Genomic DNA, 22,080 nt, shown 5'->3' with positions numbered 1-22,080 from the left:
AAGGAGCGATCGTAGTGAAATATCGCAGATTAGGCAAGACAGAGTTGAATGTATCCGTGGTCGGTCTTGGGACTTGGCAGTTCGGCGGTGAGTGGGGGCAGCAGTTCACACAAGATGAAGTGGATGCGATCCTTGATAAAGGAAAAGAATTAGGCATCAATCTGATTGATACAGCAGAATGCTATGGAGATCATCTCTCGGAGCAGTTCATTGGGAATTATATCGCGCGCCGAAATCGTGAGGATTGGGTAATCGCGACGAAATTCGGGCACCATTTCCACGAACGCTTCACGCGCACGGATACATATGGTGCGGATGATGTTGTGAAGCAACTCGACGCATCCCTGAAGGCTTTGCAGACGGAGTATATTGATCTCTATCAATTCCACTCCGGACCGGATGCAGCATTCGATAACGATGCGCTGTGGACGGTGCTCGATAAGCAGATCCAAGCGGGCAAAATCAGACATTTAGGTACATCCATTGGCAGCAATGATAACCTGCACCAGACGGCGGCTTCCTCGCAAGTCAATTCCCAAGCGATTCAAGTCGTGTATAATCGTCTCGATCGTACGCCAGAGAACCGGGTCTTCCCGTCATGCCAAGAGCAGGATCTGGGCGTGCTCGCACGTGTTCCGTTAGCGAGTGGTTATCTGAGCGGCAAATACAAGCCAGGTGCTGTATTCGATGCTACGGATGTACGCCACCGTCATGATGCGGACATGGTCAGACGCAAGCTCGAAGAGGTAGAGCGTATTAAGCGGGACGAGGTACCTGAGGGCGTTGATATGGCACAATGGGCGCTAGCTTGGTGCTTGAAGCACCCTGCGGTGACAGCTGTTATTCCGGGCTGCAAGAATCCGGAGCAGGTTGTTGCGAATGCAAGTGCGGTAGATTTAGTCGAAGGATAGTTCTCAAAAAGATAAGCTAACCCGATCGTCATTTGGTTGACCTTCTGGGTTAGCTTTTTTTTCGTGTCCATGCAAGGCGTTGTGGCGTTTTCTATTCCGAAGATCGATATTTCCTTACAATATCGTAAGGCAGAATTCGTAGTCAGATGAACAGGGTTATGTTATATTTCTCAATAGTAAAAAATAGGAACATGAATAAAGGAGAAATTATACGATGGTTCACACACGAGACTCTGCTCGTTCACCACGACGTTGGCTGAATCCAGTCAATTCGGTGGTATTGACCCAGTTCATGAGCGCTTTCTCCGATAATTTGAATTTCTTCATCATTATCGGCATGCTGAAGCGGCAAGGTCTGGAGAATCCAGATCAAGCGGTCACCTACATACAGATTGGATTTCTAGCGGTCTTCCTGATCTTGGCGCCATTCGTCGGCTCTTTTGCAGACCGTAACGCAAAGTCTGGCGTGCTCATGGTCGGTAATCTATTTAAGGCAGCGGCCATACTGCTGCTCATCTTCGGACTTCATCCGATCTTCTGTTATGCGATTCTCGGGATTGGAGCGGTGATCTATTCCCCTGCAAAGTATGGGATTCTGACCGAGCTTACCTCCACAGAGGAGGAACTGCTTCGCGCCAATTCGAAGGTGGAAGGCACGACGATTCTAGCGATCCTCTTGGGTACGGTTATTGGTGGGTTCCTTGCGGAATATTCGGATCTGCTGGGTCTGATCACTTGTTTTGTTGTCTATGGGTTGTCCTTTGGGCTTACGTTCCTTATCCCGAAGAATCCGGGAAATTCACAAATTCAATACGTGGCTGCAGCAAAAAGATTCTTTCAGGATACGCGTACGTTGTTCCGTCATCCGCAGGCTCAATTTTCACTTATTGCGACAGGAGCTTTCTGGCTAACGGCTACGGTGCTTCGGATTGCGCTCGTCGCGTGGATTCCGGCGAATCTTGGCATTACGAATACCGATCAGCAATCGATGATTATCGGCAGTACCGCGATTGGCGTCGTACTCGGTTCTGTCCTCATGCCGAAACTAATCCCTGTAGGTAAAATGTACTTATCGTATTATTTTGGATTTTTGATGGTGTTCTGCGTATTGATTACTGCCTTTATGCATAATTTGATTCTTGCGGTGATCATGTTATTTTTCATTGGTGTATTCGGGGGGATTTTCCTCATTCCAATGAATACCATTCTACAGACGGTTGGTAAAGATTTAGTCGGTGCAGGCAAGACGATTGCTGTTCAGAATTTGGTGGAGAACTCCTTAACGATTATTGGATTGTTCATTTATTTGTATTTGAGTACCAGAGTGCCGATTCAAGCCGCAGTGATCGGGATGGGCGTGATTCTACTTGTCTTTATTCTGTTCCTTCTGCCTAAGCTATCGATGCTTCGCCGGTTCAATCCAGATGAATATCTGCATGGTTCGCATAACCAGACCTCGAATAACTCATAATGTAATTGTTAGTGCAGTATGCAGCAGGTTGAGGAAGTCTGGAGGGATGAATCGTGCAGTTTCTATGGGCCTTTGTTATTGGGGGGCTGATCTGCGTGATCGGGCAATTGATGTTTGATGTGTTCAAATTAACGCCGGCACATACAATGACGACATTGGTCGTTGCAGGCGCTGTGCTGGATGGATTTGGTTGGTATGAACCACTGATTGATTTTGCAGGCGCAGGTGCGACGGTACCGATTACCAGCTTCGGGAATGCCCTTGTTCACGGTGCATTGACGGAGCTTAAGCGAGACGGCTGGGTTGGTGTAATCACAGGGATCTTTGAAGTAACTAGTGCGGGGATATCGTCTGCGATTATATTTTCGTTCCTGGCTTCGCTTATCGTGAAGCCGAAAGGCTGACAGGTATGAAGCAGTTATGAAATAGGCAAAGAGAAGTGATGAATCATTCGTCACGGCACTCTTTGTCTATTTTTATTTTTGTGTTCCAGCGAAGTACCTGAATCGCTTTCAACGCAAAAACATCACTTTGTGGGGTTCCTTTGTGGGAAACAACATCTAACGCTGTAAAACTCTACTATATACGCCTTATTATTCATCATGTAAAATAAAATAAATGGAATATTTTATCAGATGATGAAAGGGTTGTTGCGCCATGAATATGAACTCGTATACGCACTCGATTTCAGCGATTCAGACCCAGCTAGAAGGATGCATTCTCGGCAAAAGCCTAGAGATTAAGCTGCTCCTTACTGCCGTACTCGCAGGAGGGCACGTGCTTGTGGAAGATGTGCCAGGTACAGGCAAAACGCAATTAATCAAAGCCTTAGCGAAAACATTAGATGGTCAATTCAGACGCATTCAATGCCATCCGGATTTATTGCCGAGTGATATCACGGGCGTGTCGATATTCCACCCGGGTGAGGAGCAATTCGTATTCCGCAATGGTCCGGTTTTCACGAATATATTACTGGTAGATGAAATCAACCGTGCGACGACGAAGACGCAATCTGCACTTCTGGAAGCCATGGAAGAAAGGTATGTAACCGTTGACGGCGAAAGCTATGCGCTGCCACAGCCGTTCATGCTCTTCGCGACGCAGAACCCAATCGAATTTGATGGGACGTATATGCTGCCCGAAGCGCAGTTAGATCGATTTATGATGCGTATCTCGCTGGGTTATCCAGATGCAGCGACAGAGAAGCAGCTGCTGTACTCGCACCAGTATGGACAACCAATCGATACGGTGCAGAGCGTCACAAATCTCGATCAATTATCAACACTTCAAGCGGAAGTGCGAAATGTGCATATTGATCCGGCCGTCGGCGATTATCTCGTTCAGATTGTTCGTAAGACTCGGGATCATGCCTTATCGTTACTCGGTGCAAGCCCGCGTGCATCGGTGTCTTTTATGTCCGCTGCCAAAGCCTTCGCATTCCTTCATGGTCGGGACTATGTTCTGCCTGATGACCTGAAGCAGCTTGCCCCACATATCCTTGCACACCGCATTACCCTTCGTCCGGAAGCGCGTATGGAAGGGGTGTCGCCGCAGTCTTTTATCGAGCAAGTATTGAAACAGGTGGATGCTCCCGTAAGAATGGAGCGATGATGCATGCGAATGAAGCCATTTGCGTCTCGGTTTAACCTCCGCCGAAGCGGGAAGTCCGCGTACTCGCTCAGGTTCTGGATGATCGTCACGATTTGGTGTGTTTGTCTGCTCTTCTTTCTCTTTCAAGGGGGGAAGACCTCCTTCATGCTGCTCGCCATGATGTCTGTCTTATGTCTATATCTATGGATTGGCAGATGGAGCGGGATATCCAAATCGACAGGGAAGCGGGAACTGCTCTATGAGGGGGAGCATCGGTTAGTTTTTCATGCAGGGGATTCGATCGAGGCCCAATTAACCATTAAAGTACAGCCGATTGGGATTACGCCTTACGTCTTGCTTCGCGATCAGTTGGTCCGAAGGCACGGGGAGACGAAGACGTTCGAATCATTAGTCCTCCCCGATTGGAATCGGCAATGTGTAATGCGTTATAACTTATCGAATCTTCGGCGAGGCTTCTATAGCTTCGGAGAATCGGAATGCGCGATGGAAGATGTCATAGGATTGTTCCAGCATAAAGCTACGATTACGGTACCGACGCAGTTCTCCGTGCTTCCCCATACCGTCCGTATTCCAAAGTGGAAAATATTCGATTCTCGGGAACAAGGCTTCGGAAGGAATGCATTCATCCAGAGATCGACGAGAGAAACGACGCAAATCAATGGCGTGCGGGAGTACATCTATGGCGACCGCATATCACGGATTCATTGGAATGCAACCGCGAAGACGGGGCACTGGAAGTCCAAAGAATTTGAACGAGAGTCTTTGCCCTCTATGATGCTGATTCTAGATCGAACGCAGCGTCATTATTACACGGAAGAACAATTCGAGCTTGCTATTTCCGTCGCAGCTTCGCTGTTGGCTTACGGGCGCGAACGGCATATACCTCTAGGACTTATTTCGCTTGGGAAAACCGTGGAGACATTTGAGGCAGGTAGTTCAGCACATCAGCAGAGGCTTATGAATGACCATCTTATGGAGACAGAGGCAGATGGTTATCAGGATCTAAGTGTTAGGTTGCAGCAAATGGGTTCAAAGTCTGTTCAAGGCAGCTTCTACGTATTAATTAGTCCGAGTGCGAATGACAAGGTGCTGCGACTTTTTAGTTTCCTTCAGCAGAAGCAGATGGGCGTGAGTCATATTCATTTAACGGATCCGGACGGTGCATCGCAAGACAATTGGAGTGCATTCCTGATGTCCAGGGGCATTCCAGCCTATTCAATTCGACAATTGCAAGAACTTCCTGTGGTGTTAGGAGGGTGGGCTAATGGGCAAGTGGCTGCGAGTAGTATTTCGAAATCTTAGGATAGACGGACTCCGTCAATTGATGATGCTATGCGCGGCAGCCATGCTGTGGCAATGGTTCGGACCACTCGAGACGATTTGGTGGGAGGAGACGATGGAGATTGTTCGTCTCACTTTGATCAGTGCAGTTGCAGTTCATTTCTTCATTCCGCTTCGTCCGTGGATTCGCCGTGTCTTTATCGTTTTGGTTATGTTGCTGATTCACTATCAAGTGCTTCGCGCCTACCACTTGTACGCAGAGCAACCGGAGGATAGGGTTGAGAACACGATCTTATTCTTCAAGAGCCTGTTTCCTTATATTTTATTTGCGCTTGGGACTTGGATTTTATTGGAGCTTATTATGGTATGGGTGCGAAGTCGCGTGCGGATCGTTGCGCTTATCGTCCTTCAAATGATTGGACTGGCTATCCTAGATTCATTTACAGAAATGAACTTATGGCTCGCCGTTGCTTGGACCATGCTGCTTGGTCTCGCGTGGTTAATCACCGATCATTGTGTTGTGTTAAGGGATAAATATCCGGAAGGATGGCGGCATTTAGCTTCCTATCCGCTGCGTTTGCTTACGACCGTGGGACTCTTACTTTCCGTTATTTTCTTGGTGGGGGTCAGTATGCCCTCCACAGCTCCGTTGGTAACAGATCCATATACGCTATGGAAGACTTGGAAAGGTGAAGCTGTACCGGTCTTCTATAATGCAAAGGATGGAGAGAAGATCCAGGTTGGTATATATCGATCAGGGTATGGTCGGGATGACAGTGAGCTGGGCAGCGGGTTCACTTTCGATTACAGTAATGTGATGCAGATCACGACCAATCGGAAGAGTTACTGGCGTGGAGAGACGCGCTCGATCTACACAGGGAAAGGCTGGGAGACCTTGCCTGAGAAGAAGAACGCTGACCTGCCATTTGTAGTGTTAAATAGGCCGCTGGATTCGAGAGGCATGAAGTTCTCGAAGACAGCCGAGTTAACGGCAACGGTGACCATCACACGGGCTGAGCCATATCCGGTACTGTTCGGCGCGTATCCGATTGGGCAGGTGACACAGCTTGGAGGCGAAGGCAGCTTGTCGAATCTTCGTTGGGATTCGGATACCTCCACATTGACGTGGGCTGATACCGCAGCACCTTCGTATCCGAAGCAATATACGATTGTGTCTCAGATTCCGCAAATTGATGAACAGGAGTTACGTAATTTTGGCAGTAATTCGGGACGAACATTATCTGCGGCCCAAGCCGTGGACTTGCAGCTGCCTCATGAACTCCCTGCCCGTGTGCAGGAGCTGGCGAGATCAATTACTGCCGGCCTGACGAATGATTATGATCGGATCAAAGCACTCAAAACCTATCTAATTTCCGGGGAATTCAAATATACGAATGAGCCTGATTTATCACGCAAGGTGAGTGGCGATTTCGTTGATAGCTTCTTGTTCGATATGAAAGAAGGGTACTGCGATTACTTCTCGACATCGCTCGTTGTCATGACGAGGTCATTAGGGATCCCTGCAAGGTGGGTGAAGGGGTATACGACCGGCGCCAAGGCAGGACCTCGATCAGATCAGATCTCTTCCTATGCGATGCATGAGGAGATGCAGCGTGAAGAAGGAACCTATTATGTGAGTAATGCGGACGCTCATTCATGGGCGGAGGTTTACTTCGAAGGCTTTGGTTGGGTACCATTTGAGGCGACACCTGGGTTTTCAATTCCTGTCACATTACAACAGGAAGAGCAGCAAGCGTCTATACTTCCTGTAACAGAAGAGGAGAAAATGACCGAAGAAGTGACGAACGGAGGCAATTCGGGGGCTGTTTCACCGCTCGCTATTTATGGAACATTATTCATCATCCTCATCTTCGCGCTGTGGTTCCTGGTATGGAAATACCGGTTGTTAGGGACAATCTGGTGGCGGGCGATGCTCGCGGGGCGAAGGCCTTCAAGTGATCAGAAGCTCATCGTACTGACCGAACATTGGATTCGACATTGTCGACGCAAGGGACTTCGCCGTGAAGAACACGAGACGCTGCGTGAGAGCGTGGTTAGGTGGGAACAGGAGAAGGAGGCCCTTCGAGGGGCGTGGAGCGGCTTGCTCGCATTGTTCGAACAAGCCAAATACAGTACGAAGCAAGTGACCGAGCAAGATTGGTCCAGAGCACAAGTGGAGATGAAGAAGCTTTTGGAACGCTTATAATGTGTGTTCAAAATTTAGCTTTTCAGCACCGAGAAGGTTGCGAGAATCCGAAGAAGGAGGAACGGAGTTTAGGCAAAACCTAAATGAGTACCGGACTTCGAGGGTGAACGCAAGATTCGATGTCGAATCCGCTACTAAAAACACTTCGTGATCAAAAGATGAATTTTTGAACAACCGCTTATAATGACACAGGATCTTGCCGCTCGTCGTTAAATAGACACGGGCGGCAATTTTTTGCACGAAAAACAAAGAATATGGTATAGTTTGTCGTATGAAACAGAGGTGACGTATTTGTTAGAGAAGTTTATACCCAAGCTTCGGGTAAACACCGTATACGATATTGATCTTGAATCGTTATACGCGAAAGGGTATCGGGGAATTATTACCGATTTAGATAATACGCTTGTTGGGGCGAAGGAACCGTACGCGACGCCAGAGTTGATCACCTGGCTCAAAGGTGCGAAGGAGATAGGGTTTCAGATCATCATTGTATCCAATAATGATGAAGGACGGGTATCCAAATTTACGAACCCCCTCCAGATTCCATTCGTGCACGCAGCGCGTAAACCAAGGATTAGACCGTTCCAAAGAGCGCTAACCCTTATGAAGCTATCGGCGGCACAGACGGTTGTCATTGGGGACCAGATGATGACGGACGTACTCGGGGGCAACCGATCGGGTTTATTTACCATTCTTGTTCAACCGATTGCGATTCATGATGAGGGATTCATGACGCGCTTCAATCGTCGGATGGAAAAATTGATATTGCGAAGATTACGGAACAAGGGTCTTTGGCACGAGGAGGAAAAGCAATGACAGAACAACAACGAGAGCAGGGCGCGGTAACCTCGTGCGAAGGCTGCGGTGTGAAATTACAGACAGAACGGCCGGAAGTTCCGGGATATATCCCGCAGCAGGCATTAGAACGGGAACCCGTTATATGCCAGCGTTGCTTCCGGATTAAAAATTATAATGATGCGGCTTCCGTTACACTGGAGCAGGATGACTTCCTTCGTCTGCTAAATCAGGTGGGAGCTTCAACGAATGATGCGCTTGTCATTCATATTGTTGATTTATTCGATTTTGACGGCAGCTTAATCTCAAGCCTTCAAAGGTTCGTGGGCAATAATCCTGTGCTGCTCGTCGTGAATAAAATCGACTTGCTGCCTATCGTAACGAACTGGAATCGATTAACGAATTGGGTACAGAAACGCGCCAAAGAACATGGCATCAAAGTCATCGATGTAGTCTTGTGCAGTGCAAAGAAGAATCAAGGCTTCGAACGATTGATTGACAAAGTTTCAGAATATCGCCGCGGACGTGATATCTACGTTGTCGGTGCCACCAATGTAGGTAAATCAACCCTCATTAATCGCCTAATTCGTGACTATAGTGATATGGAGCGGGAATTGACCACATCACGGTTCCCAGGTACGACGTTGGATCTTGTGAAAATTCCACTTGATGACGGGAAATTCATCATCGATACGCCAGGCATTGTGTATCCATCACGCCTCACAGAGCTTGTGCATCGTAAAGATTTGGGTGCAATTATGCCAGATCGACCGCTCAAGCCGACGGTATTCCAGCTTAATGAAGGCCAGTCTTTGTTCTTCGGTGCCATGGCGCGATTTGATTTCGTACAAGGGGAACGTCAGTCCTTTACCTGTTTTGTGTCGAATGGATTGAAGATCCATCGCACCAAGCTTGAACGGGCAGATGAATTGTATGCAGAACATCGCGGTGTAATGCTTACTCCGCCGAACCAGGATCATATCGACGACCTGCCGGCTTGGTCGAAGCATCAGATTCGAGTAGCGAAAGGCAGCAAGACAGATTTGTTCATCTCCGGTCTAGGCTGGATTAAAGTGAATTCGGATGCTGGTGCGCTGGTGAATATTCATGCACCGAAGGGTGTCAAAGTGCTATCGCGGGATGCAATGATATAAAATTATGGGAATTTGCGGCGTGATTTGCCGCTTGGATAGAGGAGAGACGGAATTGATGGGGGATCATCTCGTAAATCGAATAAGTAGTGAAACCATGCTGCTCGGGGTTATTGGCGATCCCATTCGTCAATCCAAATCCCCGTTAATGCATAACAGTGCCCTTCAAGCCTTAGGATTGGATGGCGTATACACAGCGATGCATGTCTTGCCGGACAAGCTCGAGGATGCCATCCGCGGTGTGCGTGCGTTAGGTTATCGCGGCATTAATGTAACCATTCCACACAAGTTGGATGTTATGCCATTATTGGATGAAGTCGATGAAGGCGCGCGGGTAATTGGCGCCGTGAATACAATTGTCAATGACAATGGGAAGCTGATCGGCTATAATACGGACGGGATTGGTTATGTTAGATCGCTTCGCGAAGAAGCGGAATCCGATTTGCTCGGCAAGCGAATTTTAGTCATTGGCGCTGGCGGTGCGGCTCGTGGTATCGTCTATGCGTTAACACAAGAATCACCCGAGGTCATCTGGATCGCGAATCGAACGGTCGAACGTGCCGTTGAATTAGCGGCGGATTTGCTGCCGTACGGGAATGTTCAGGCAATTGAACTAGAACGGATATTAGATATACGCTCCAATGTCGATATTGTGATTAATACAACGTCGGTAGGCATGTTCCCTCATGTGGATGCGTCTCCTCTTTCTTTAGAAGGATTTCGCACCAATTTGATCGTTAGCGATTTGATCTATAATCCGCTTGAGACGGCGATTTTGCGGGAGGCTCGGTTACGTGGTAGTCGTACCCATTGCGGCCTCTGCATGTTCGTCTATCAAGGCGCTTATGCATTTGAATATTGGACAGGTCAGGCTGCGCCTGTCGAAGTGATGCGGCAAGCTGTACTGCAATCCCTGAAGTAAGAAGTAGCTCAAAGTAAAAATTGGAGGTTTATCACACGCATGTTAACAGGAAAACAAAAACGCTATTTACGCTCGCTCGCCCATCATTTGAACCCGATTTTTCAAGTCGGTAAAGGTGGCGTTAATGATCAATTGATCCGCCATATCGACGAAGCGATTGAGACGCGTGAGTTGATTAAAATATCGATCTTGAACAATAACATGGATGATCGTGATGAAGTCGCTCGTGATCTTGCTGAAGGCTCGAACTCGGAGCTTGTGCAAGTGATTGGGAAGACGATCGTCTTGTATAAGGAATCCCGCGAACATAAGCAAATCGAGCTCCCTTAAGGCTCTAGAATAGAGGCGACAAGTCACATGGTGAAGGTCGGTTTATTTGGAGGGACTTTCGATCCCATTCATTTCGGGCATCTCCTCTTGGCAGAACATACGTGTGAGGCCTTGCAGTTCGACGCCGTATGGTTCATGCCAGCCGCAGATCCTCCGCATAAGTCTCGTCAGCCACTCGCGACGGGGCTGCAGAGGCTCGAGATGATCCGACTTGCGATCGATGGGAATTCATTATTTCAGGTCACGGATATCGAAATGGAACGCGGCGGCGTATCCTACACCATCGATACGATTGAAGAATTGCAGCGTAGATTCCCGGATCATGCCTTCTCGTTCTTGATGGGGGCCGACATGGTGAATTATTTGCCGAAGTGGCATCGGATTGACGAACTCGCAGCCCGTATTGACTTCGTTGGAGTACAGCGACCTGGGACGTTGCTGCAATTGGATAATCTCCCTGCTCATATTCGGGATCAAGTGACCATGCTAGAGGTGCCGCTCTTCGAACTATCTTCAACGACGATTCGCGAGCGGGTCAGCCAAGGCATGTCGGTCCGGTATCGTGTACCGGATCGTGTTCATGAATTCATTCAAAGGAATGATCTATATGAATCGAAGCCGTGAGGCCATTATTGAAGCAGTACGTGGACAAATGCCGGAGAAGCGCTGGGCGCACACTTTAGGTGTCATGCAGACTTCCATCGAGCTTGCAGTGCGATTCGGAGGTGATCCGACTCGGGCAGAGCTCGCGGCGATTTTACATGATGTGGCGAAATATTGGTCAACAGACCGAATGGAACGTATTATTCGTGAAGAGCAGCTGCCTGCCATCCTACTTAAACATGACAAGCAGTTGTGGCATGCGCCAGTAGGCGCTTTTGTGGCAGAGCAAGAGTTCGGCATTACGGATGTGGAAGTGCTTGATGCGATCAGATATCATACATCCGGTCGTGTTCAAATGACATTAATGGATAAAATCGTCTGCCTCGCAGACTATATCGAACCTGGAAGAGATTTTCCAGGCGTGAATAATATTCGTCAGTTAGCCAACCATAGCTTAGAAGAAGGCTTAATTGCAGGGTTCGACTCGACGATAGAACTATTGCTATCCAGAAGAAAACGGATTTTCCCGCTCACGATTGATGCGAGAAATGATTTAATTCAACAATTGGGAGGTTGACGCATGCCCGTTCAATCCAAAGAAATATTAAACCTTGCCGTTGCTGCGGCAGAAGATAAAAAAGCAATGAATATCGTTGCACTCGATTTACAAGGCATTTCATTAATTGCTGACTATTTTGTTATTTGCCATGGTAATTCTGATACCCAAGTGAATGCCATCATGACAGAAATTCGCAAGCGCGTCCAAGAAAAGGGCGGCCTCATTCGAGGTATTGAAGGTACAGATTCTGCACGTTGGGTGCTGATGGACCTTGGCGATGTGATCGTGCATATTTTCCACCGTGACGAGCGTGAGTATTATAACATCGAACGTCTATGGTCGGATGCGAAAGTTGTGAATCTATGAGTTTGATTGCAGGGACGACAGTCCATTTACCTATCGACCGTGAGGTTTCGCCTTACGGCTTTTTTCTAACAGATGGAGATCAGGATGTCCTGCTTCACTACTCGGAGATTGTCGGTAAAATAGAACCAGGTATGATGGTCGAAGTATTCATCTTCTACGATACGGAAGATCGCTTAGCTGCGACGATGAAGAAGCCCTATTTGACACTCGGCGATTTGGCGATGTTGGAGGTGGCGGATATTCACCCACGTCTGGGATGTTTCCTGGAGATGGGGCTCGGTCGTCAGCTGCTGCTGCCGATTCGTGAGCTTCCTGAATTAAAAGAGTTGCATCCGCGCATAGGCGACAAAGTGTTCGTCATCATGGAGCACGATAAACAAGGCCGCTTGAGAGCTAAGCTTGCTGGAGAGTGGGAACTCGCACCCCTTACGTTCCATGCGCCAAGTACATGGCTCAATCAATGGGTGGAAGGTACGGTCTATAAGACGCTCCAAATGGGGACCTTCGTCCTTGTGGATGGCGGTGTTCTTGGTTTCGGCGTCATCGGCATGATTCACAGCTCGGAGCGTCTGCAGATGCTTCGACTTGGCGAACGCGTGCAAGCGAGAGTCAGCTTCGTCCGTGAGGATGGCCGAGTGAATCTCTCCATGGCAGCTCGCAAAGAAGTTGGACGCGATCTAGATGCGGATCGTCTCCTTACGTTCTTGAAGGAACGGCCGAATGGCGCAATGCCTTATTCCGATCAGACGCCACCGGACATTATCAAGCAGCGCTTTGGCATTAGTAAGGCTGCATTTAAGCGGGCGCTTGGCAAGCTGATGCGGGAAGGACTTATCACACAGAAAGACAATTGGACACAGTTGAAGCCAGTAGATGGCGCTGAACCGTCCGAGACGGAGTCCAAATGACGACGTCTTACGCACAATTCGCCTATGTCTATGATGAACTCATGGCGGACATGCCTTATCCGGAATGGCTGGCGTTCGCACGTGAAGCGTGGGCTCGGTTCGGAAAACCGAAGACGATTGTTGACCTAGGCTGTGGAACCGGTAGTCTGATGATTCCGCTGGCCAGTGAAGGGTATCATGTCACAGGTATCGATCTCTCCTCGGATATGCTTGCGGTTGCCCAGCAGAAGCTTGAGAGCTCTACGGTAGGCAGCCGCTTGCTTCGTGAAGGGAAAGTGCGTCTCATTGAGCAAGATATGCGAGATTTAGAGCTGCCTGCTCCAGTAGATTCGGTCATATCCTTCTGCGATTGTCTGAATTATCTGCTCGAAGAAGAAGATATTGTTGAGACATTGCGCCGTGCCTATGGTGCGGTTAAGCCAGGCGGTACATTCTTATTTGACGTACATCATCCGCGTCAGTTCGAGCAATATGAAGCAGAGCAGCCATTTATCTATAATGAAGACAATGTTGCTTATTTATGGACTTGTGATCTGGATGCCGAGCGGTGTGAAATCGAACATCATCTGACGATTTTTGCACGCCAGGCAGGAACTCCAGCCACGCAGGATCTCTTCCAACGCTTTGAAGAGGTACATATTGAGCGGGCATATGATCCGACGTGGATGACGGAACAGCTTAAGGGCGTAGGATTCACGGAAGTTCATATATTCGGGGACTTTACGTGGGAAGCTCCGACGAATGAGACAGGGCGTTTGTTCTATATCGCGGTGAAATAGCGGAGCAGCCTTGACATGAGTGATGTCCTTTTTTTATAATGCTAAGAAGGTATATGATTTCGGGGTCCACGCAAAGTATCTGAATTGACTTCGAAGCGGCATCCCCACTTTGTGGTTTTTTTACCACAATAGAATTTATAAGTTTCGCTACAATCGAAACACCCAAATTCTATTTGGCGATAAAACCTACCTCTAAACGCGGTCGCTCGTCTTTGCAATCGCCTCGATAGAGGTTTTCTCATAATGAGCAGTATTAAGTAAGTAGGATATGGAAGAAGACTATGATGAGGATTATACGTTTTGATCGAAATCTGTCAGAGAGTCGGCGGGTGGTGCAAGCCGATGGTTCGTCAAAATCTACTCGCCTCTGAGTCATACGATCAACTCCGATCGGATCAAATCGTATCGTCTAGCCCGCGTTAAGGGCATTGAGGGAGCAACTTGGCAAAGTATGCCGAGGGCTAACTAGGGTGGTACCACGGGAGATAGCCTCTCGTCCCTAGCGACATTTTTTCGCTATGGATGAGAGGTTTTTTTGATGCAAATTGCGCTAGATAATGTAGGAGGATGAATGATTCATGACACAAGAAATTCAGCAATCACAAGGGTATAACCCGTTCCTGATCGAACCGAAATGGCAGAAGCATTGGGATGAGTTCAAGACATTCAAAACAAATGATGATTCCAGCAAGAAGAAATTCTACGCACTGGATATGTTCCCATATCCGTCGGGTGCAGGTCTGCACGTAGGACATCCGGAAGGCTACACGGCAACGGATATCGTGTCGCGTTATAAGCGGATGCAAGGGTACAACGTACTTCATCCGATGGGATGGGATGCGTTCGGCTTGCCAGCGGAGCAGCACGCCTTGAATACGGGTGAGCATCCACGCGATATTACTGTGAAGAATATTAATAACTTCCGCCGTCAGATTAAATCATTAGGGTTCTCGTATGATTGGGATCGTGAGATCAGTACGACGGATCCTGAGTATTACAAGTGGACGCAATGGATTTTCATCCAATTGTATAAGATGGGCCTAGCTTATGTGGCTGAAGTACCGGTGAACTGGTGTGAAGAGCTCGGAACCGTGCTTTCGAACGAAGAGGTTATCGATGGCAAAAGTGAGCGCGGCGGATTTCCAGTTATTCGCAAACCGATGCGTCAATGGATGCTTAAGATCACAGCTTATGCGGATCGTCTATTAGATGACCTGGAAGAGCTAGACTGGGCAGAGAGCATTAAAGACATGCAGCGCAACTGGATTGGAAAATCGAAGGGTGCAGAAGTGAATTTTGCGATCGATGGTCATGAGGGTCAATTGACTGTCTTCACGACGCGTCCAGATACATTGTTCGGCGCTACATATTGCGTGCTTGCTCCTGAACATGAACTGGTTGCTGCGATCACGACAGCGGAACAAACGGATGCCGTGAAGGCTTATCAAGACAAAGCGGCGCATAAGAGCGATTTGGAACGTACGGATCTTGCGAAAGAGAAGACGGGCGTATTTACAGGTGCATATGCTATCAACCCAGTTAATGGCGTGAAAGTGCCAATCTGGATCGCGGATTATGTACTTGCGGGCTATGGCTCCGGTGCGATTATGGCAGTGCCAGCGCATGATGAGCGTGACTGGGAGTTCGCGAAGACGTTCGACTTGCCGATTATTGAAGTCGTTCAAGGCGGAAATGTTCAAGAGGAAGCTTATACTGGAGAAGGCGTACACGTGAACTCTGGATTCCTAGACGGATTGAACAAAGAAGAAGCTATGGCGAAAATGATCGAGTGGCTTGAAGAGTGTGGTAAAGGACAAGGCAAAACCACGTACCGTCTACGCGACTGGTTATTCAGCCGTCAACGTTATTGGGGCGAGCCCATTCCTGTGATTCATCTTGAAGACGGCAGCATGAAGACGATCCCTGAGGATCAATTGCCGCTTCTTCTGCCGGATGTTGAGAATATCAAACCTTCGGGTACAGGTGAATCTCCACTTGCGAACGTGACAGAGTGGGTGAACACGATTGATCCTGAGACAGGAATGAAGGCACGTCGCGAGACGAACACGATGCCGCAATGGGCGGGCAGCTGCTGGTATTACCTTCGTTTCATCGATCCGAAGAATAATGACGAGTTGTGTTCCAAAGACAAACAGCAGGCTTGGTTGCCAGTAGACTTGTACATCGGCGGTGCAGAGCATGCGGTTCTACACTTGCTGTACGCACGTTTCTGGCACAAGGTTCTCTATGATCTGGGTATCGTAGATACGAAGGAGCCGTTCCATAAGCTGGTGAACCAAGGGATGATCCTTGGAACGAACAATGAGAAAATGAGTAAATCCCGTGGTAATGTCATCAACCCGGATGAAATCGTGAACGAGTTCGGTGCAGATACGTTGCGGATGTATGAAATGTTCATGGGACCGCTTGAAGCAACGAAACCATGGAATGCAAGCGGTGTAGAAGGTTCTTATCGCTTCTTGGCTCGCGTATGGCGTTTGATGATTACCGAAGATGGTCAGCTGAATCCGAAGATCGTCGATGGCGAAGGCAGCGAAGCCTTCAAGCGCACATGGCATCGCACCGTGAAGAAGGTAACCGAGGATTTCGAAGGGTTACGCTTCAACACAGCGATTAGCCAATTGATGATTTTCATTAATGATGCCTACAAAGCGGAAGAGCTTCCACGCCAAGCGATGGAGAACTTCATCCAAATGTTATCCCCACTTGCACCGCATATGTCGGAAGAACTGTGGGAGCGCTTTGGACATTCCGGCGGCATCTCCTACGTAGCATGGCCAACGTATGATGAAGCATTGACCGTCGATGCAGAAGTCGAGATCGTCGTTCAAGTGAATGGTAAAATCGTAGAGCGCATCATGATTGGCAAAGATCTAGATGAAGCAGGCATGCAAGCAACAGCGATGGAACAGTCCAGCGTTCAAGCTGCGATGGCTGGAAAGTCCGTTCGTAAAGTCATTGCTGTCAAAGGCAAGCTCGTTAATATTGTTGTCGGTTAACCTCTGGCAGGTGGAAGAGATCATCTAGTTTGTCGAGATCTTCATTGTACTTGTCATGTGTGGTACGGATTAATTGATGGAACACGCCTTGAAGCTCTTGGTCCATGAGACGAATGGCTTCGGCCGTGATCCCGCCGGGAACGGAGACGCGCGTCTGAATTTGTTCAGGGGTGAGTCCTCCCTCGGTGAGCAGCTTGCCTGTACCGAGTACCATCTCGCTAGCGAGGCACGTCGCTTGTTCCCGATCAATGCCCGTCGTTTCAACCGCCGCATCAATCCATTTATTTAGGAAAAAAGCAATGAAGGCCGGTCCGCAGCTGGAAAAATCCGAAGTTATCCGTGTGTTTTGTTCTTCAATCAACACGGGACGACTAATGGATTGTAGTAAATCCTCCAGAAGCAGCCGGTCTTCTCCTTTTATGCGACTACCGTACATACATAAGGTAGCTCCGCCGAGTACAGAATTGGTAATACTCGGAATGACTTTGGCGATTTTACATCGCAAATGATCTTCGAGATGTCGAATTTGTACCGGACTCGTAATGGAGACGATAATTTGATGATCGGTCACCACCGATCCAATCTCCTCTGTGATTCTCTTAAATTGCGACGGTTTAACGCATAGAAATATGATGTCACTCCCAATCACCGTCTCGGTATTGGAAGAAGCAATCTGCAACCCCGGATATTGAGAAGCCAATTGATGAACCTTCTGCATGGTTCGATTACTGGCGATAATTTGCCCCGGTTCAAGTGCACCGGATTCAATGAACGATTCGATCAGCGTCCTGCCCATACTCCCCGTTCCGATGAATCCTACTTTCATTTCGATTCCTCCTTTATGACTATCCCTAAGCACAACATTTTTCACAATATATGCAATACGGTTTGGCCAACATGCGATATATATTGAATATTTAATGAAGAAGGTGACCGAATGGAACCGTACGGACAACCCGTATCAGGCCGAAAAAGTTGGTTTTTGTTTAGTAGTCTATGCATTGGTATAGGTATATTGGTATTTGCTTGGATACGTTCGACATCGATCACGGGGATTCCAGGATGGACTAAGCTGAACGAGCCGATGTCACAGGCGTTAACTGTCGAACCTGAGAAGCCAATTGTCAAATCCACAGTCGTGTCAGAACAAGTTGCAAACGAGAAACAGAAGCCGGAAGAGACGGCTCTAGCGCTTCCTGTGACGAACACGGTTACGACAGGGGCCGGACTCAGTACGGAAGCAGCTGCCCCCCAAGAGAACCTTCCGGGATTCATTCATATCAATACGGCAACGATGGAACAGTTGATGGAACTGCCTGGTATTGGGGAGAGTAAGGCGAAGGCGATTATCGCGTATCGCGAACAGCATGGGAAATTCAGCTCGATTGAAGGGCTGCGAAATGTGAAAGGGATTGGTCCGAAAATTTACGCCAAAATGTCGTCGAAGCTAGCTTTATAACCTAACTGTCATCGAATGGAATTATGCATTGGCATGAAAAGATGCTACAATGTTCCCATAGAATACCCGCTGGAGATGAGACAAACATGCGTAAAGATTGGGACACTTATTTTATGGATATTGCTTACATGGTTTCGACGCGCTCCCGCTGTCCAAGGCGCCATGTCGGCGCAGTGCTGGTACAAGGGAAGAAGCTGCTCGGAACAGCTTACAATGGTGCCCCGATGGGCGTGCCTGATTGTGAAGAAGCGGGATGTATGATTGCTGAAGAATATGAACTAAAGGTCGTCGATGGCCGTGAAGAGATGATCAAGAAGCAGCGCTGCGTACGGACCATACATGCGGAGCAGAACCTGCTATTGTTCACGGATCGTATCGATCGGGAAGGCTCAGTTGTTTATGTAACAGATCAGCCTTGCTGGACCTGTGCGAATATGCTCGCGAACAGTGGTGTTGTAGAAATCGTATATCACCGCCCATATCCGAAGGATAGCGAGAAAGTCATTACGATGATGAAGACCAAAGGAATTGTCTTCCGACATTTGGAAGGCTATCAGCCTCCACAAGATACGATCATGCAAGTATCCAATTAATCGAAATATGTGATGCAAAAATGAGGAGGAACCTCTATTCATTAGCCTGAGTGAATCAGGTGGATGGTTAGAGGTTTTTTTGTTACGTAAAATTATTTGTTCAAAAAGTGGCTTTTCAGCACCTAAGAGTTTTCGTAGAAAACTTGCTTCGTAAGCGTGTGCTTAGGTTGCGAGAACCCGAAAGCCTATGCTTCCGGAGAGAGTTTTTCTTTGAAAAACTTTCAGGAGGAACGGAGTTTAGGCAAAACCTAAATGAGTACCTAAAATGTTTCCAGAGGAAACATACTCCGTAAGCATATACTCTTCGAGGGTGAACGCAAGATTCGATGTCGAATTAACTACCTAAAACACCTCGTGATCAAAAGATGACTTTTTGAACTACCTCTAGAAAGGATGAATGGAAATGATCCATCGGCGGCCACTGGTCTGGCTTGCAAGCTGTTTTGTGCTCGGTACAGGACTCTCTAGTATGTGGCAAGGGACTCTCTTAATTATGATCGGTTGCGGGTTGCTGTTCATCGGCATCCCGCTTCTTCTGTTGATGCGGGCAGCATCCATCAAGCTTGCGGTGCTGTGCGCTGCAGCGGTTGTATTCGGCATGCTGAATTACGTCTATACTGATTTGCGAAATACGAGCCAAATTGCCGAGATTACAGAACGGTTAGGGGCTGAAACAGTCCTTGAGGGTGTGCAAGTGACAGGTGTAATTGATTCCAAAGTTGAAGTCGACGGGGATCGGGTAAGCTTTGTTCTTCGAATAAGACAAATGATGTTGGAAGGGAAGGCGGAGCAGCGAGTACTTGATGAGAAAGTAATGGTGCAAGTTCAACTCACGGAGCAGGCGCAGCAAAATGCAGCAGGCTCCTGGCAGCGCGGGGATGCGCTGCGAATGACGGGGGCGCTGAGTCGGCCTGCAACGGCCCGGAATTTCGGAAGCTTCGATTACCGCGCGTATCTTCGGTTGAAGCATATTCATTACTCACTCCGGACGAAAGGGGTTAGTTCTATTCAAGTCACCGCGCCTCCGGGGTGGAACGAGCAGACGTTACTGCGGATCAATGATCAGCTGAGAGCGCAATTAGGGAACCAGATGTCCAGGATCTTCGATGCGCCACATGATGGCTATATGAAGGGACTTGTTATTGGGGATAGCGGGGATCTTGATCCTGAGAAATTCCGTGAGTTCTCGAAGCTCGGTCTTACACACATTCTTGCGATTTCGGGGACCCACGTTGCTGTCTATGTAGGGTTCTTCCTGTGGCTGTTCCAACGGCTTCGCTTGACGAGGGAGACGAGTCTGCTCATCGTTATTGGTCTCATTCCGCCGTATGTACTGCTGTCTGGCGCTTCACCGTCTGTCATTCGTGCGGGAATCATGGCGATGATCTCGCTCTACGCGCTTAGGAGGCAATGGCTTAAGGATGGATTACATATTCTCAGCCTCACGGCATTTCTGATGCTGCTCTGGAATCCTTATCAAGTGCTGGATGTTAGCTTTCAACTCTCGTTTATTGTGACCGCTGGACTGATCTTGTGGGTTCCGCCACTGCAGCGATTGCTGCCAATCCGATCGAAGTGGATTGCTAGCCTCTTGTCGATTACACTCGTTGCACAAATCGTATCGTTTCCGCTGACAATCTATTATTTTAACCAAGTTTCATGGCTTTCATTGATAGCTAATTTTGTGCTAGTACCATTTATTAGTCTCATCATCTTACCGCTTGGGACATTTGCCCTAGCGGTTAGTTATATGCATATCAACGCAGCGAAGCTTCTCGTATGGCCGACCGAATGGTTAAATGGATGGACCTTTCATTTGATAGAGTGGTTCAATGCTTCCCGTGAATTTTTAATGATCTGGCCTTCGCCTCCCATTTGGTGGATACTGCTCTATTACGGGCTTATTGGGCTTGGTATTGCTCATCTTGGGAAAGTGCGACCAGGTGCACAGAGGATTCCGCAATGGGTATCCGATGAAGAAACAGCACCTTTGATGCCATCCGAATCGATATTGAAGCATCTTCAACCAAGAGGAAGAAACAAAGCACGTACAATAGTTCGACGAATTTCATTCCTTCTAGTTATAGCACTTACGCTTTTCTATACCTACAATCCTACGTTCTATAAGCAAGACGGTCATGTTCAATTTATTGACGTCGGTCAAGGCGACAGTATACTGGTCCGCACGCCGAGTGGTAAATACATTCTCATCGATGGCGGAGGAACGGTGCGGTTCAGCAAGCCAGGAGATGGCTGGAAGACCAGGCAGGATCCCTATGAGGTAGGACGCAAGACGCTGGTCCCGCTCTTGAAGCAAAGAGGGGTGCAACAATTAGATTTATTAATCATGACCCATGAGGATCAAGATCATGCAGGCGGACTGCAAGCGGTATTAGAAGAAATTCCTGTCCATGCTTTTCTATTTAATGGAACGTTGAAGGAGAATCAACCGATATCCAAGCTGTTCCAGACCGCAATTGGACTTGGCATTCCACTATATGCCGCTGGAGTACCCGCAACCTTGCAGATGGACGCCGGGACTTCGCTTACATTCCTGTCTCCTTCCGCAACATTCATGAATAATCAGCGTATAACGAAGATGGATGAACAAAACGATGTCTCGGTCTCCTTCTTATTACATATGAAACAATCGACGTTCTTATTTACTGGCGATATGGGAGTTCGAGTTGAGCAGCAGATCCTGGATCAATTGGCGTTGAAGCCGGGTGGATCACGCGTCGTAGGAGGTCAAGGGATTGATGTGCTCAAGATCGCGCACCACGGTAGTAAAACGTCATCCTCTGACACTTGGCTGAAGTACTGGAAACCACAAGCAGCAGTTATTTCCGTAGGGGAGAAGAATCTGTATGGACACCCAAGCCCTATTGTTATGGAACGATTGGACATGAACCGTATTCAAGTATTTCGTACGGATCAACAAGGCGAAATTCAGATGGAAGTGACGGATGCGGGGATTCGAGTTCGCCACAAGAACCCCATGTAAAGTGGTCGCGCCTATCATTTTCTGATATCCTTAGACAAGACTCTAGTCTTTGCCCTCGTGACGAAATAAAGATTACCAAATTTTAATTCAGAATTATCGAAGCAACATTGC

At 48.1% G+C, this 22,080-nt stretch carries 20 protein-coding genes and 1 other annotated feature; of the genes, 19 read left to right on the top strand and 1 reads right to left on the bottom strand.

All coding sequences use genetic code 11. The features are described from left to right. The first annotated feature begins 14 nt into the window (after nt 1-14). The 16 genes from C558_RS0113410 (at nt 15) to leuS (ending at nt 16,913) form a co-directional block, all read left to right on the top strand. Complete coding sequence (locus C558_RS0113410; protein WP_018756796.1) at nt 15-911, top strand: aldo/keto reductase; 897 nt, start codon at nt 15-17, stop codon at nt 909-911. A gap of 214 nt (nt 912-1,125) precedes the next feature. Continuing rightward, nucleotides 1,126-2,382 (top strand): lysophospholipid transporter LplT, encoded by a 1,257-nt coding sequence (gene lplT / locus C558_RS30980; protein WP_018756795.1) that lies wholly within the window; start codon nt 1,126-1,128, stop codon nt 2,380-2,382. Nucleotides 2,383-2,435: 53 nt separating this feature from the next. Beyond that, nucleotides 2,436-2,786 (top strand): stage V sporulation protein AE, encoded by a 351-nt coding sequence (gene spoVAE / locus C558_RS0113400; RefSeq protein WP_018756794.1) that lies wholly within the window; start codon nt 2,436-2,438, stop codon nt 2,784-2,786. Between the two features lie 253 nt (nt 2,787-3,039). Further along, nucleotides 3,040-3,993: an AAA family ATPase gene (locus tag C558_RS0113395; RefSeq protein WP_018756793.1), complete on the top strand. Its 954-nt coding sequence runs from the start codon at nt 3,040-3,042 to the stop codon at nt 3,991-3,993. Between the two features lie 9 nt (nt 3,994-4,002). Continuing rightward, nucleotides 4,003-5,295, top strand: coding sequence for a DUF58 domain-containing protein (locus C558_RS30975; RefSeq protein ID WP_169445372.1), 1,293 nt, complete (start codon nt 4,003-4,005; stop codon nt 5,293-5,295). Continuing rightward, complete coding sequence (locus tag C558_RS0113385; protein WP_018756791.1) at nt 5,258-7,480, top strand: transglutaminase TgpA family protein; 2,223 nt, start codon at nt 5,258-5,260, stop codon at nt 7,478-7,480. Before C558_RS30975 ends, C558_RS0113385 begins: the two co-directional genes overlap by 38 nt. Before the next feature lie 291 nt (nt 7,481-7,771). Continuing rightward, nucleotides 7,772-8,296 (top strand): YqeG family HAD IIIA-type phosphatase, encoded by a 525-nt coding sequence (locus tag C558_RS0113380; protein ID WP_018756790.1) that lies wholly within the window; start codon nt 7,772-7,774, stop codon nt 8,294-8,296. Next, nucleotides 8,293-9,429 carry a ribosome biogenesis GTPase YqeH gene (yqeH, locus tag C558_RS0113375; RefSeq protein WP_018756789.1) on the top strand — a complete coding sequence of 379 codons (1,137 nt, stop codon included), beginning with the start codon at nt 8,293-8,295 and terminating at the stop codon, nt 9,427-9,429. Before C558_RS0113380 ends, yqeH begins: the two co-directional genes overlap by 4 nt. Nucleotides 9,430-9,484: 55 nt before the next feature. Next, complete coding sequence (gene aroE / locus C558_RS0113370) at nt 9,485-10,348, top strand: shikimate dehydrogenase (RefSeq protein ID WP_018756788.1); 864 nt, start codon at nt 9,485-9,487, stop codon at nt 10,346-10,348. A gap of 39 nt (nt 10,349-10,387) precedes the next feature. Next, nucleotides 10,388-10,678 (top strand): ribosome assembly RNA-binding protein YhbY, encoded by a 291-nt coding sequence (gene yhbY / locus C558_RS0113365; protein WP_018756787.1) that lies wholly within the window; start codon nt 10,388-10,390, stop codon nt 10,676-10,678. Between the two features lie 30 nt (nt 10,679-10,708). After that, nucleotides 10,709-11,302: a nicotinate-nucleotide adenylyltransferase gene (locus C558_RS0113360; protein WP_026263902.1), complete on the top strand. Its 594-nt coding sequence runs from the start codon at nt 10,709-10,711 to the stop codon at nt 11,300-11,302. Next, nucleotides 11,286-11,858, top strand: coding sequence for a bis(5'-nucleosyl)-tetraphosphatase (symmetrical) YqeK (yqeK, locus tag C558_RS0113355; protein ID WP_018756785.1), 573 nt, complete (start codon nt 11,286-11,288; stop codon nt 11,856-11,858). Before C558_RS0113360 ends, yqeK begins: the two co-directional genes overlap by 17 nt. A 3-nt stretch (nt 11,859-11,861) precedes the next feature. Next, on the top strand, nt 11,862-12,206 hold the full coding sequence (rsfS, locus tag C558_RS0113350) for a ribosome silencing factor (RefSeq protein ID WP_018756784.1): 345 nt from the start codon (nt 11,862-11,864) through the stop codon (nt 12,204-12,206). Next, nucleotides 12,203-13,114 carry a CvfB family protein gene (locus C558_RS0113345; protein ID WP_018756783.1) on the top strand — a complete coding sequence of 304 codons (912 nt, stop codon included), beginning with the start codon at nt 12,203-12,205 and terminating at the stop codon, nt 13,112-13,114. The genes rsfS and C558_RS0113345 overlap by 4 nt, the downstream gene beginning before the upstream one ends. Next, nucleotides 13,111-13,893: a class I SAM-dependent DNA methyltransferase gene (locus tag C558_RS0113340; RefSeq protein ID WP_018756782.1), complete on the top strand. Its 783-nt coding sequence runs from the start codon at nt 13,111-13,113 to the stop codon at nt 13,891-13,893. The genes C558_RS0113345 and C558_RS0113340 overlap by 4 nt, the downstream gene beginning before the upstream one ends. A gap of 272 nt (nt 13,894-14,165) precedes the next feature. Beyond that, nucleotides 14,166-14,397, top strand: a binding site (T-box leader). Between the two features lie 74 nt (nt 14,398-14,471). After that, nucleotides 14,472-16,913 carry a leucine--tRNA ligase gene (gene leuS / locus C558_RS0113335; RefSeq protein ID WP_018756781.1) on the top strand — a complete coding sequence of 814 codons (2,442 nt, stop codon included), beginning with the start codon at nt 14,472-14,474 and terminating at the stop codon, nt 16,911-16,913. Here leuS and comER read toward each other — a convergent pair. Further along, nucleotides 16,894-17,739 (bottom strand): late competence protein ComER, encoded by an 846-nt coding sequence (gene comER / locus C558_RS0113330; protein WP_018756780.1) that lies wholly within the window; start codon nt 17,737-17,739, stop codon nt 16,894-16,896. The two genes, leuS and comER, sit on opposite strands and share 20 nt — an antisense overlap. A gap of 111 nt (nt 17,740-17,850) precedes the next feature. On the opposite strand from comER, the gene C558_RS32550 reads away from it, so the two are divergent. From C558_RS32550 to C558_RS0113315, 3 genes are all read left to right on the top strand, one after another. Continuing rightward, nucleotides 17,851-18,372 (top strand): ComEA family DNA-binding protein, encoded by a 522-nt coding sequence (locus C558_RS32550; RefSeq protein ID WP_018756779.1) that lies wholly within the window; start codon nt 17,851-17,853, stop codon nt 18,370-18,372. 86 nt (nt 18,373-18,458) lie between these two features. Beyond that, nucleotides 18,459-18,965, top strand: coding sequence for a deoxycytidylate deaminase (locus tag C558_RS0113320; protein ID WP_018756778.1), 507 nt, complete (start codon nt 18,459-18,461; stop codon nt 18,963-18,965). Nucleotides 18,966-19,368: 403 nt separating this feature from the next. Continuing rightward, nucleotides 19,369-21,969 carry a DNA internalization-related competence protein ComEC/Rec2 gene (locus C558_RS0113315; protein WP_018756777.1) on the top strand — a complete coding sequence of 867 codons (2,601 nt, stop codon included), beginning with the start codon at nt 19,369-19,371 and terminating at the stop codon, nt 21,967-21,969. Nucleotides 21,970-22,080 lie beyond the last annotated feature (111 nt).

Origin of the sequence: Paenibacillus terrigena DSM 21567, assembly GCF_000374845.1 — a bacterium.
GTDB lineage: Bacteria > Bacillota > Bacilli > Paenibacillales > Paenibacillaceae > Paenibacillus_K > Paenibacillus_K terrigena.
Note: the sequence above shows the minus strand (reverse complement) of the source record. Positions and strands in the feature narration are given on the sequence as shown.

What these genes read in the sequence shown, in the direction of transcription:
- yqeK (WP_018756785.1), top strand. Translation starts at nt 11,286, where the DNA reads ATGAATCGAAGCCGTGAGGCCATTATTGAAGCAGTACGTGGACAAATG.
- comER (WP_018756780.1), bottom strand. Translation starts at nt 17,739, where the DNA reads ATGAAAGTAGGATTCATCGGAACGGGGAGTATGGGCAGGACGCTGATC.
- C558_RS30975 (WP_169445372.1), top strand. Translation starts at nt 4,003, where the DNA reads ATGAAGCCATTTGCGTCTCGGTTTAACCTCCGCCGAAGCGGGAAGTCC.
- C558_RS0113385 (WP_018756791.1), top strand. Translation starts at nt 5,258, where the DNA reads ATGGGCAAGTGGCTGCGAGTAGTATTTCGAAATCTTAGGATAGACGGA.
- aroE (WP_018756788.1), top strand. Translation starts at nt 9,485, where the DNA reads ATGGGGGATCATCTCGTAAATCGAATAAGTAGTGAAACCATGCTGCTC.
- yhbY (WP_018756787.1), top strand. Translation starts at nt 10,388, where the DNA reads ATGTTAACAGGAAAACAAAAACGCTATTTACGCTCGCTCGCCCATCAT.
- rsfS (WP_018756784.1), top strand. Translation starts at nt 11,862, where the DNA reads ATGCCCGTTCAATCCAAAGAAATATTAAACCTTGCCGTTGCTGCGGCA.
- C558_RS32550 (WP_018756779.1), top strand. Translation starts at nt 17,851, where the DNA reads ATGGAACCGTACGGACAACCCGTATCAGGCCGAAAAAGTTGGTTTTTG.
- yqeH (WP_018756789.1), top strand. Translation starts at nt 8,293, where the DNA reads ATGACAGAACAACAACGAGAGCAGGGCGCGGTAACCTCGTGCGAAGGC.
- C558_RS0113345 (WP_018756783.1), top strand. Translation starts at nt 12,203, where the DNA reads ATGAGTTTGATTGCAGGGACGACAGTCCATTTACCTATCGACCGTGAG.
- C558_RS0113340 (WP_018756782.1), top strand. Translation starts at nt 13,111, where the DNA reads ATGACGACGTCTTACGCACAATTCGCCTATGTCTATGATGAACTCATG.
- C558_RS0113395 (WP_018756793.1), top strand. Translation starts at nt 3,040, where the DNA reads ATGAATATGAACTCGTATACGCACTCGATTTCAGCGATTCAGACCCAG.
- leuS (WP_018756781.1), top strand. Translation starts at nt 14,472, where the DNA reads ATGACACAAGAAATTCAGCAATCACAAGGGTATAACCCGTTCCTGATC.
- lplT (WP_018756795.1), top strand. Translation starts at nt 1,126, where the DNA reads ATGGTTCACACACGAGACTCTGCTCGTTCACCACGACGTTGGCTGAAT.
- C558_RS0113320 (WP_018756778.1), top strand. Translation starts at nt 18,459, where the DNA reads ATGCGTAAAGATTGGGACACTTATTTTATGGATATTGCTTACATGGTT.
- C558_RS0113315 (WP_018756777.1), top strand. Translation starts at nt 19,369, where the DNA reads ATGATCCATCGGCGGCCACTGGTCTGGCTTGCAAGCTGTTTTGTGCTC.